The 10,773-nt window shown below is 61.1% G+C and carries 14 protein-coding genes; 7 read left to right on the forward strand and 7 right to left on the reverse strand.

Features of this window, described 5'->3' with window-relative positions:
• The 3 genes from ACEW8G_RS08185 to ACEW8G_RS08195 form a co-directional block, all read right to left on the reverse strand.
• Positions 1-432: alpha/beta fold hydrolase (locus ACEW8G_RS08185; RefSeq protein WP_373487935.1), on the reverse strand; the 432-nt coding region annotated here is incomplete at its 3' end.
• 126 nt (positions 433-558) lie between these two features.
• Entirely contained in the window at positions 559-1,194 is a 636-nt protein-coding gene (locus ACEW8G_RS08190; RefSeq protein WP_373487936.1) for a TetR/AcrR family transcriptional regulator, read from the reverse strand.
• A 141-nt stretch (positions 1,195-1,335) separates the two neighbouring features.
• Complete coding sequence (locus tag ACEW8G_RS08195; protein WP_373487937.1) at positions 1,336-1,776, reverse strand: PaaI family thioesterase; 441 nt, start codon at positions 1,774-1,776, stop codon at positions 1,336-1,338.
• Between the two features lie 168 nt (positions 1,777-1,944).
• Here ACEW8G_RS08195 and ACEW8G_RS08200 point away from each other — a divergent pair, with 168 nt between their 5' ends.
• The 5 genes from ACEW8G_RS08200 to ACEW8G_RS08220 all read left to right on the forward strand — a co-directional run bounded on the left by ACEW8G_RS08200 (position 1,945) and on the right by ACEW8G_RS08220 (position 5,596).
• The gene (locus tag ACEW8G_RS08200; RefSeq protein WP_373487938.1) at positions 1,945-3,183 is read left to right on the forward strand and encodes a DUF418 domain-containing protein; all 1,239 of its coding nucleotides are present in this window, start codon (positions 1,945-1,947) and stop codon (positions 3,181-3,183) included.
• 65 nt (positions 3,184-3,248) lie between these two features.
• Positions 3,249-3,419 (forward strand): bacterioferritin-associated ferredoxin, encoded by a 171-nt coding sequence (locus ACEW8G_RS08205; RefSeq protein ID WP_373487939.1) that lies wholly within the window; start codon positions 3,249-3,251, stop codon positions 3,417-3,419.
• Between the two features lie 149 nt (positions 3,420-3,568).
• Entirely contained in the window at positions 3,569-4,048 is a 480-nt protein-coding gene (gene bfr, locus ACEW8G_RS08210; RefSeq protein WP_373487940.1) for a bacterioferritin, read from the forward strand.
• Positions 4,049-4,267: 219 nt separating this feature from the next.
• Positions 4,268-5,179: a hypothetical protein gene (locus ACEW8G_RS08215; RefSeq protein ID WP_373487941.1), complete on the forward strand. Its 912-nt coding sequence runs from the start codon at positions 4,268-4,270 to the stop codon at positions 5,177-5,179.
• A 153-nt stretch (positions 5,180-5,332) separates the two neighbouring features.
• On the forward strand, positions 5,333-5,596 hold the full coding sequence (locus ACEW8G_RS08220) for a hypothetical protein (protein WP_373487942.1): 264 nt from the start codon (positions 5,333-5,335) through the stop codon (positions 5,594-5,596).
• 107 nt (positions 5,597-5,703) lie between these two features.
• Here ACEW8G_RS08220 and ACEW8G_RS08225 read toward each other — a convergent pair whose 3' ends face one another.
• The 4 genes from ACEW8G_RS08225 to ACEW8G_RS08240 are packed head-to-tail and all read right to left on the reverse strand — an operon-like array spanning position 5,704 to position 9,252.
• Complete coding sequence (locus tag ACEW8G_RS08225) at positions 5,704-6,747, reverse strand: 2-oxoacid:ferredoxin oxidoreductase subunit beta (RefSeq protein WP_373487943.1); 1,044 nt, start codon at positions 6,745-6,747, stop codon at positions 5,704-5,706.
• A 16-nt stretch (positions 6,748-6,763) separates the two neighbouring features.
• Positions 6,764-7,189, reverse strand: a complete 426-nt coding sequence (locus tag ACEW8G_RS08230) for a type II toxin-antitoxin system HicB family antitoxin (protein WP_373487944.1) — start codon at positions 7,187-7,189, stop codon at positions 6,764-6,766.
• Positions 7,186-7,383 (reverse strand): type II toxin-antitoxin system HicA family toxin, encoded by a 198-nt coding sequence (locus tag ACEW8G_RS08235; protein ID WP_373487945.1) that lies wholly within the window; start codon positions 7,381-7,383, stop codon positions 7,186-7,188. Before ACEW8G_RS08235 ends, ACEW8G_RS08230 begins: the two co-directional genes overlap by 4 nt.
• Positions 7,384-7,386: 3 nt before the next feature.
• Positions 7,387-9,252 (reverse strand): 2-oxoacid:acceptor oxidoreductase subunit alpha, encoded by a 1,866-nt coding sequence (locus ACEW8G_RS08240; RefSeq protein ID WP_373487946.1) that lies wholly within the window; start codon positions 9,250-9,252, stop codon positions 7,387-7,389.
• A gap of 191 nt (positions 9,253-9,443) precedes the next feature.
• Here ACEW8G_RS08240 and ACEW8G_RS08245 point away from each other — a divergent pair, with 191 nt between their 5' ends.
• Complete coding sequence (locus ACEW8G_RS08245; protein WP_373487947.1) at positions 9,444-10,433, forward strand: alpha/beta hydrolase; 990 nt, start codon at positions 9,444-9,446, stop codon at positions 10,431-10,433.
• A 104-nt stretch (positions 10,434-10,537) separates the two neighbouring features.
• On the forward strand, positions 10,538-10,773 hold a 236-nt coding region (locus ACEW8G_RS08250; protein WP_373487948.1), incomplete at its 3' end, for an NUDIX domain-containing protein.

A 10,773-nucleotide genomic window follows, 5' to 3' on the forward strand; every position in this document is an offset into this window, starting at 1 on the left:
TGCGAGACGCGGAGCGAAATCGGCATCGACCGGCAGCGTCAGGCCAAGCAGTCCGCCCCAGTCCTGCACCACCAGCGTGATGTTCCGCAAATCCAGCCGCTTGACCAGCGCCAGCAGATGATTGCGGTGGAAATCAAAGCTATAGGCCGATTGGTCTACTGGCTTGTCCGAGCGGCCAAAGCCGAACAGATCGGGCGCGACAACGCGCGCGCCGTTTTGCAGAAACACCGGTATCATACGGCGATAGAGAAATGACCAGCTTGGTTCGCCATGTAGGCACAAAAACACCTGATCGGCATCGCGCGGCCCTGCATCGACCCACGCGGCGCGAAGCCCCTCGTATCCGGGCAGATCCTCTGCGTAAAACACCGGATAATCAAAGTCCGGAATGGCATCGAAGCGAGAATCGGGGGTGCGCAGTGCGGCGATCATATCTGGGTGTCCTCTCCTGGCAGTGTCCTGCCTGATGCGGGAGGCTATACTGTCGCACGCCGGGCGACAACCGCCGCGTCAGCACGTTCCGCATGCGCAATAGACTGATTGGTTTAGGTGTGTGCCCTAGCCGCGTTCGATCAGTTCGCTGAGCATATCGGCGACCAGCTTGAGCGGTGCGGCATCGCGGCGGCTGCGCGCCAGCACCAGCGCGCCCTCGTGCGCGGCAATGATCGTCGCGGCGATGTCGCGCGCGCGCGTGACGGCAACGCCCTCGACGATCAGCCATTTGGCCAGCCGCATTTCAATGCGCTGATAGGCGATGCGCACTGCGTCTCCCACCGCGCTGTCTTGCCCGCCTTCCTCTTGCCCGATGACCGCGAGCAGCGAGCCATCGCACCAGCTGGTGTCTTCCAGCCACTTGCCGGTGTCGGCGCTCAATTGCTGCAAAAAACGAGTGATATCAATGCCGCTTGCCTGCGCCGCGTCGATTGCGGCGAAGGTGGCACTGGCGATCCGGGCGATGCATGCCTCGGCCAGTTCCTGCTTGCCACCGGGAAAATGGTGATAGAGCGAACCCTTGGGCGCCTCGGCGAGCGCGAGAATCTCGTTGAGGCCGACAGCATGCAACCCGCGCTGCTGGAACAGCCGCGTCGCCACCAGCACCAACCTTTGCCGGGTGGGGTGCATTGCGCGCGGTTCGACCTTCGCCGGATCTGACGACGGGTCAAGCCCGGTCTCGGTAGAGAGAAATGCCAGCATAGACCGATTAGTCTAATGAAGTCGCGCCTCCCTGTCAATCGCGGCAGTTTGGCGGACATATCGGACCCTTGCGACGTTGCGCGCCCATCACAACTCCTCCTCCGCGTCCAACCTGAACCGATCGGTCTAATCGCCCTTCGCTCAGCAGTTGGGGGCACCAACCGGCGTGATCATCGCGAGAGCTGTTGCGACGTGGCGCTCGGCATCAGCAGGATCGACTGCAAAAACCCGCGATTCGACCGAGACATTGCGCCGACCCTGCCGGATGACCGCGGCGCGCACCCGGATGAGCGCGTCGCTGGCGGGTGCGTGGAACTGGATTGTATAGCTTGCGGTCACCACGTCGCCCGCGACAGTTGCCGCCGCCCAACTGCACGCCGTATCCGCCATCGCGCCGATGATGCCGCCATGGACGAAGCCATGGTGCTGCGTCATCTCCTCACGCACCGCGAGTTCCAGGCAGACCTGGCCGTTTCCAGCCGCGACCAGCGCAAAACCGGTCCAGCGGTTGAACCCGGCGGACTGCGAGGCCTTGCGCAGGATCACCTCGATGGCGGGATCGGCATAGGTGTAAAGGGTCATCGGCGAATCTCCTCGGTTTGAGACTCGCCACAATAGACCGTATGGTCTGCTTGTAAACCAACCAGTCTATTTTCTGCTTCGATACGCGTGGCAGTGACGCGGGATATACGCCAGCGCGGCGCACAGCTATGCAAGCGGGAGGCCAGCGAATCGAAGGGGAGTTCTGCGATGCAGACCACTGACCGCCACCTCTCGCTCGATGCGCTGCGTGGTTTTGCCGTGATGGGCATTCTGCTGCTCAACATCACCGCTTTTGCCATGCCCGAAGCGGCTTACATCAACCCTGCCGCGTGGGGCGGCACCGATCCGCTCAATATTGGCGTGTGGACCGCCAATTTCGTGCTGTTCGATGGCAAGATGCGCGGGCTGTTCAGCGTGCTGTTCGGCGCAAGCATGTTGCTGGTCACGCAACGCGCCGAGGCGTCGGGGCAGAACCCGCGCGCCCTGCATCTTAACCGCATGTTCTGGCTGTTCGTCATCGGCAGCGCGCATTTCCTGCTCATCTGGTGGGGCGATATCCTGATGCTCTACGCGATGACCGGCACCATCGCGCTGCTGTTTGTGGGCAAGGACATACGCCAGCTTTTGCGTTGGGCAGCTGGCCTGTTCCTGCTGTCTTTCCTGCTCAATGCGGCGATCCTTGCGGCTTGCTACTGGCTGCAGGTTGCGGCGCAGGCCCCGGATGCCAGTGCGGAGACGCTGGAAGCGTATGCCGAGATGATCGGCGAACTCGGCGCGCCCGATACAGCCACGCTTCAAGACAATGTCGACCTGTATCGCGGCCCATATGCAGGCGTGCTGGCTGAAGCTGCCAGCTTATATTTGCCCGGCATCAAGGCATCGCTGTTTCTCTATACGGCTGACACGCTGGCGATGATGCTGATCGGCATGGCGATGCTGAAAAGCGGCTTCGCGCTGGGGCTATGGGCGCCGCGGCTTTACCGCAAGATTGCATCGCGCGGCCTGCTGCTGGGCTTACCCGGCATGGCCGCGCTCGCCGCATGGGTAATCATCAGCGGGTTCGACCCGTTGACAACCTTTGGCGCGTTTGCGCTGTGGTCGCTGCCCTTCCGCGTTGCGCTGACGGTTGCCTGGGCGGCGCTGCTGATGCTGCTCATCGTCAACCACGCCGCGCATCCGCTAATCGTCCGCGTCGCTGCTGCCGGACGCGCGGCGTTCAGCAACTATCTGGGCACCAGCCTGCTGATGACCTTTATCTTTAACGGCTGGGGCCTTGGCCTATTTGGATCGGTAGACCGCATCACCGCGATACTGATCGTATTCGGCGCATGGGCGCTGATGCTGCTGTGGTCCAAGCCATGGCTGTCGCGTTATCGCTTTGGCCCCATGGAATGGCTGTGGCGTTCACTCGCCCGCCGCAAGCCCCAGCCCATGCGATTGCGATAGAATCGCAAAAAGACTGTTGCGATACATTCTCAATATCGCTATCTCTGCTTCAACAGGAGAGACGCATGGTAGTTTGCATTTGCAACGCGATTCGCGAACAGGATTTGAAAGATGCCCTGCGTGATGGCGCAGCCCGCCCAACCGAGGTTTATGCCCGGCTGGGGCGGCGTCCCAAGTGTGGCCAGTGCCTGTCGTTCGCGCAAAGCATTATCACCCGGGAAACTGCGACCGCATAGCAATAGCCTGCAATTTTTTCTATAAGAATCAAATATTTCCCGCACCGCAACGGCTTCCCAAAGCGCGCCTTCGTGTCTATATTGATGTCCTGAACACATGTCCGTCGGTGCGCCAACAGTGCGCCGTCGGCCCGCACAGGAGCAATATTATGAAGGGCGACCCCAAGGTCATCGAATTTCTTAACGACGCGCTCAAGAACGAATTGACCGCGATCAACCAGTATTTCCTGCATGCCAAAATGCTGCAGAACTGGGGCATCAAGAAGCTCGCTGCTTTTGAGCACGGCGAATCCATCGACGAGATGAAGCATGCCGACAAGCTGGCGGACCGAATCCTGTTCCTTGATGGCCTGCCCAACTTCCAGCTGCTCGGCCGCCTGAAGATCGGCGAAACCGTCGAGGAAATTCTCAGGGCCGATCTCGCGCTGGAAAACGAGGCCATTCCGCTGCTCAAGGAGGGCATCGCCTATTGCGAAAGCGTGCGCGATTACGGCAGCCGCGATCTGCTCGCCTATATCCTGCACAGCGAAGAAGAACATGTCGATACGCTCGAGGCGCAGTTTGACCTCATCGAACGCATGGGCATCGAAAATTACGTCCAGCTGCAATCGAGCCCGGCGGAGGATTGATATCCGACGCCAATAAAGTGGTCTGCCGAAATTGGTCATCCGTCTGTCGACGGGTTTTTGCCCAAAGCTGACAATCAGCGCAGCAATGGTGAGTGTTGAACCGGGCGCGAATTGTGGTCCTTTATCAAACAGATTTTGTCATTCCTCGACAGTCTTGACGATAAACGACGGCAAATTCGTGTTCATATGCTCGACCCATTGCCCAACAGGAGCAGACCGATGACCGTTATACGCACCCTTATCGCCGGCCTGGCCCTGACATCACTGTTGACCGGCCCGCTGCTGGCCAACGAACCGTCCGATGATGACATCATCGTCGTCACCGGCGAGAGGATGACCCGCAAGCAGGCGCATGAGCTGGCGCGGGCACATGCCCAGGCGGTACTGGTCGCACCGGTATCAGACCAGAACGCCCGTTGGGAAGACCCGCTGTGCATCGGCGCCATTGGTCTGCGCGAAGACCTGGCGCTGGCAGTCATCGACCGGATCCAGGCTATAGCGACAGAGGCCAAGGTTCGCATGGGCGGTGCCAAATGCCAGCCCAATGTCATTGTGCTGTTCACCCCGAATTCGGATGCGGCATTCGCCGACATCGAGAAGCGCAAGCCCGAGCTGCTGTCGCTGACCTGGAACGCTGATCGCAAGAAGCTGCGCACTCCCGGCCTGCCGGTTCGCTGGTTCTATGGCCAGGAGGTCGAAGGCGTCGGCGGTCGTCAAACCGGGCCAAATGCAACCGGTCTCGCCGGTGGCGGGGCCGCTGGCGGATTGTTTGACCTGCCCGTGCTGAGCAACAGCGGGGCTAGCCGCGCCTACACCGGGGTGCAGCTGAGCCTGACGGGTGCCATTGTGCTGGTCGATGTGCCGCGCGTCGCCAATGTGCCGCTGGCGGCGCTGTCAGACTATATCGCCTTTTCTGTGCTGTCGCGCACCCGCATTGATGCCGCGCCGCAATCGACCAGTATCATGTCGCTGTTTAGCGCGGACGAGGCAAATCGACCCGATGGATTGACCGAAATCGATATGGCGCTGCTGAAGGCGCTGTATTCGGTGCCAAGCAACCACTCCGCCACTGTGCACCGCAGGCTGATGGCAAGCGAGATGATCAAGACGCTCACCGCAGGTACGCCCTAGCCGCGCGCGTGGCCGACACACGCGCGCAACTGCGCCTGCTTTTTATTCATCCGTTTTTATCAAACAGGCTGCGTCGCGCCACGCAACCATCCTGTAGCGAATTCGTAGGTCTGTTCATGCAATATGCATGAAACAGGAAAAAGGAAGCGCACAATGCGTAAACTCATTCTTACCGGTATCGCCAGCGTTGCCTTGCTTGGACTTGCTGCGTGTCAGAGCGAAGAAGCTGCACAGGTTGAAGAGCAGGCCGAAGATCAGGCTGAAATGATTGACGACATGGCTGATGAAGCCCCAACCGAGGCACGCGAAGAAGCGTTGGAAAATCAGGCTGATGCCGTTGAAGAAGCCGGCGAGGAACAGGCCGACCGGATTGACGACAATCGCGGAAACGCGACCACGAATACCCCCGCACAATGAGCTGACGCCAATATCAGCTCGGATCTAGCAGATGCAGCGGCGAGCCCCCCGGGGTTCGCCGCTGTCATTTCGCCACTGGCTAAAGCGCCGCGCCAGTCGCAACGCAGTCAGTGCGCGAAGCCGTCTTCTTCAACCAGCCAGGTCTGGCCCTTGCTGACCAGCTTTTGCAGGTTAGGCAGCTTGCCAACCTTGGCCGCTTCCACCTGCGCGCGAACGCCGTCCTCGAAGGTCGGGCGGGGATCATCATAGATCACGCCCAACGCCATCGGAAAGCTGCCGAACGGCAATTCTACCAGCATATGCGCGACCGAGCGGTTGGTGACATCGTGAACGATCACGCCCGCCGCCTGCCAGTCGCCACCGATCACATCGACCACCTTTAATGTCAGGTCATCATGGCATAAGGTGATGCCCTTGGTGCCGCCCGAAAACAGCATCGGCTGGCCGTCTTCCAGCCAAAGCTGGCTGTGCGACGCGTTCTTCTTTTCGGTGAAGTCGGCGAATACGTCCTTGTTGTAGACAATGCAGTTCTGGAAAATCTCGACAAACGCCGCGCCCTTGTGCGCGTAAGCTGCTTTCAGTTGATCGGGCAGGTTTTTGTGGATGTCGATGCTGCGCGCCACGAACCGCGCGCCTGATCCCAGCGCGAAGGCGCATGGCGACGCAGGCCGGTCGACCGATCCATAAGGTGTGGAGGGGCTGCGCGTGCCCTCGCGGCTGGTCGGCGAATACTGGCCTTTGGTCAGGCCATAAATCTCGTTGTTGAACAGCAGGATCTGGCAATTGAGGTTGCGGCGCAGCAGGTGCATCGAATGGTTGCCACCGATCGACAGCGCATCGCCATCGCCGGTGATGATCCACACATCGAGCTCAGGGTTGGCGAGCTTCAGCCCTGTCGCCACCGCCGGCGCGCGGCCATGGATGGTGTGAAAGCCGTAGGTTTCCATGTAATAGGGAAAGCGCGACGAGCAGCCGATCCCGCTCACGAACACGGTTTTCGCCGGGTCCGCGCCGATCTCGGGCATCGTTCGCTGCACGGCTTTCAGTATCGCATAATCCCCGCACCCCGGGCACCAGCGCACCTCCTGGTCGGTCTCCCAATCCTTGATGGTGGTGACGGCACGCGGCGCGATCTTGGTCATCTCGTTCATGTTCAGGCGATCTTTCTCAGGCGGTGTTTCTCAGGCGGTCAAGTTCTCGGCGGGTCGCATCCATGATGAATTTTTCGCGGTCGGTAGTGACTTCACCGACCTTGCGGAACAAAGAGGCTTTGATCGGCACAGATACATCAGCATCCTGCGACCGCACGTCAATGAGGATCGGGACAACGGCGACCCATGATTCACCTTCGACAGGATCATCCGGATCATCGAATTCCGCAGCTGTGCGCTCCAGTGTGACCTCGCTCGGTTCCGGGATTGTCTCGCCGTCCTCGACCATGCCATCGATATGCAATTGCAAGGCTTCATGGCCCATCGCGATTATATTTTCCATCGTATCGCCAGCTGACACACATCCCGGAAAATCGATGAACGATATCCCGAACGAATGTGGCCCCTTGCAGACCGATCCATAATAAACGCGTTGGGTCATTTCCGTTTCCTCAGCGATACACCGGATTGCCGCTCAATGCTGCGAAGCGTACCCAGCGGAATGTCTTTCTTCGGGTGCGGAACCGTAACTTTACCGGGCTTTGACGCATGTTCCAATTGCAAATGGCTTCCAGCCTGATGCTTGGGCTTCCAGCCATCGGCAGCAAGGGCCTTGAGGACATCCCGGCTGTTCAACGGTCAAGCGGCCATCGCCTCAATCGCCGCCTCAATTTCCGAGATGGTGAAGGGCTGGCCCGATGTCTTGCTGAGCGGCTTCGCATCGACCAGAAACTGGTCGCGCAGCAGTGTTTTCAGCTGGCCGGTGTTCATTTCAGGCACCAGCACATGCTCAAAGCTGTGCAGCAGTTCGCCAAGATTCTTGGGCGTCGGCCAGATGTGGCGGATGTGGATGTGGCTGACGTCGAGCCCGCTGCGGCGCGCGCGCAGCACTGCCTGGTGGATCGGGCCATAGGTCGATCCCCAACCAACCACCGCCAGCTTGCCGCCAGCCGCGCCGACCAGCACCTCCTGATCGCCGATGCTGTCGGCCACGCCAAGCACCTTGTTCTGGCGGATGTCGGTCATCGCCTGATGTGTTTCGGCCGAATAATCGATGTGCCCCGTGCCCAGCGCCTTTTCGATACCGCCGATGCGGTGCATCAGCCCCTCGGTGCCCGGCCTGACCCAGGGCCGCGCAAGCTTGTCATCGCGCGCATAGGGCAGGAAGCCGCCTTCCTGCGCCTTTTCCATGAAGGTCACCGGGAACGGTTCGTAACTGTCCATGTCAGGCACCTTCCACGGCTCTGCCGCATTGGCGATATAGCCATCGGTCAGCAGCATCACCGGGGTCATATATTGCACCGCGATGCGGCACGCCTCGATGGCGCAATCGAACGCATCGGCGGGCGAACGCGCGGCGATCACCGGCATCGGCGCATCGCCGTTGCGGCCATAGACCGCCTGATAGAGATCGGACTGTTCGGTCTTGGTGGGCAGGCCGGTTGACGGTCCGCCGCGCTGCGAATTGACGATCACCAGCGGCAGCTCGGTCATGATCGCCAGCCCCATCGCCTCGCCCTTCAACGCGATGCCGGGGCCAGATGACGAGGTGACGCCGAGCGAGCCGGCATAGCTCGCGCCGATGGCGGCGCAGATCGCAGCAATCTCGTCCTCGGCCTGAAAGGTCGTGACGTTATATTCCTTGAGCCGCGCGAGGTGATGCAGAATCGCGCTGGCAGGGGTGATCGGATAGCCGCCAAAGAAGATCGGCAGGCCTGCAAGCTGCGCGCCTGCGACCAGCCCCAGCGAGATCGATTCCGCGCCGGTGACGGTACGATACAGACCCGGCGTTGCTGGGGCTGCGGGCATCCGGTACTGCCGCATCGGGCCGGACAGCTCGGCGGTCTCGCCAAAGGCGTGGCCCGCGTTGAGCGCGGCGACATTGGCCTGCAAAATCTCTTCGCGGCCTGCGAACTTCGCCTGCAGCCATTCGATGATCGGCTGGCGCTTGCGCGAGAACATCCACAACGCAAGGCCCAGCGTCCACATGTTCTTGCAGCGCAGCGCTTCCTTGTTGCCAAGTCCGAAATCGCGCACCGCATCGAGAGTCAGCTGCGAGATGTTGAACTTCATCAGCTGCCACTGCGCGAGCGAGCCGTCTTCGAGCGGATTGGTCTCGTATTTCGCCTTGTCGAGGTTGCGCTTGGTGAACTCGCCTTCGTCGGCGATGATCAGCCCGCCCGGCTTCAACGCGCCGACATTGGTCTTGAGCGCCGCCGGGTTCATCGCCACCAGCACATCGGGCATGTCGCCTGCGGTGTCGATTTCGCTGCTGCCAAAGTTGATCTGAAACGCCGAGACGCCGAACAACGTGCCCTGCGGCGCGCGGATTTCCGCCGGAAAATCGGGGAAGGTGGCAAGGTCATTGCCCGCCAGCGCAGTCGAGAGGGTAAACTGGCCCCCGGTGAGCTGCATACCGTCGCCGCTGTCGCCGGCAAAGCGCACGACAACCGCGTCCGGAGTTTCGGGCGTGTCGGTGGGGCGAATGATTGCGGCAGATGCCATGATAAACAGACTCTTGCGGTTCGCTGATAAAGGGTGCTCCCTTTAGCAGGCAGCATCAAGGCTGCAATTTAGTTTTTGTGTCAGGCGGCAGGAGCAGGGGTTTGTGCGGCGTCGTGCCGCATTTTGCCGATAGACCCGCCGCATCCAACCGATTAACCTGTGACCTGTATAACAGAGAGGATGAAGCCACGATGAGCGAGATCAGTGAACTGGAGCGCGCCGAAGCCGAAACCGCAGGCGCAAGCCCTGCGCCTTTTGTGCGGCCCGACACCGCGATGCTGCTCGCCATGTTGGCATCTGCGGGCGCCCCGCCGGTCAACGAACTGCCGCTGGCCGAGGGGCGCGAGGCCTATCGCATGATGCGCTTCGTCGTTGATGCCGAGCCGACCCCGCTCGCGATCGTCCGCGACCTCAGTTGCCCCGGGCCGGCGGGTGACATCGCGCTGCGCTATTATGATGCGCGCGAAACCCGCGAGGCAGGCCCGGCGATCATGTTCTTCCACGGCGGCGGCTTTGTGATCGGTGATCTCGATACCCACCATGCGTTCTGCACCGAAATGGCGGCGCAGATGGACCTGCCGCTGGTGGCGGTTGATTACCGGCTGGCGCCCGAACACCCTTTCCCCGCCGCGCCGGACGATTGCGAGGCGGCCGCGCGCTGGCTTGCCGCCAATGGCAAGGATCTGGGCCCCGACATCACCGGGCTGATCTTCACGGGCGACAGCGCGGGTGGCAACCTTGCGATTGTAACCACCCAGGCGCTGGTGGCGCGCCCCGCCGCGGTGCCGGTAATCGCGCAGGCACCGCTCTATCCGGTCGTCGACAGCACGGCTGCAAGCGGCTCATTCGTTGAGTTTGCTGAAGGCTATCTGCTGACATCGGGCGCGATGGACTGGTTCACCAACCATTATGCCGCAACGCCGGGCAACCCGCGCAACGATTGCATCCTTGGCGATATCGCCAGCCTGCCGCCGACGCTGCTGGTCACCGCCGGGCTTGATCCGCAGCGCGATCAGGGGCGGGCATTTGCCGCGCGTGCCATCACCGCCGGGGTCGATGTCAGCTATCTTGAGATGCGCGGGACGATCCACGGCTTCATCTGCCTGCGCAAGGGCGTGCCGTCTGCGCAGGACGATTGCGACGCGATCTTCCGCGCGCTCAAGGCGATGCTGAACCGGTGAGCGCAAGATTCCCAAGTTCAAAAACATCGGCTTTTGCTGCAAACTAGGTCAGACGTCCGATTGTTCGATTGCCTTTGCCGCCAACTGACGGCTAAGGCGGCGCGATGAATACCAATGACACCCTCCCCTACCGCCCCTGCGCGGGCATTATGCTGGTCAATCAAGCCGGAAAAGTGTTCGTCGGCCAACGGCTCGACAAAAGCGCCGACGCCTGGCAGATGCCGCAAGGCGGCATCGATCCGGGCGAAGAAGCCGAGGCAGCGGCCTATCGTGAGCTCGGCGAGGAAACCGGCATCGGCCCCGATCTTGTCGAAGTCATCGCGCGCTCGCGCGAAGAGGT

Origin of the sequence: Blastomonas sp., assembly GCF_041747255.1 — a bacterium.
Taxonomy (GTDB): Bacteria; Pseudomonadota; Alphaproteobacteria; order Sphingomonadales; family Sphingomonadaceae; genus Blastomonas.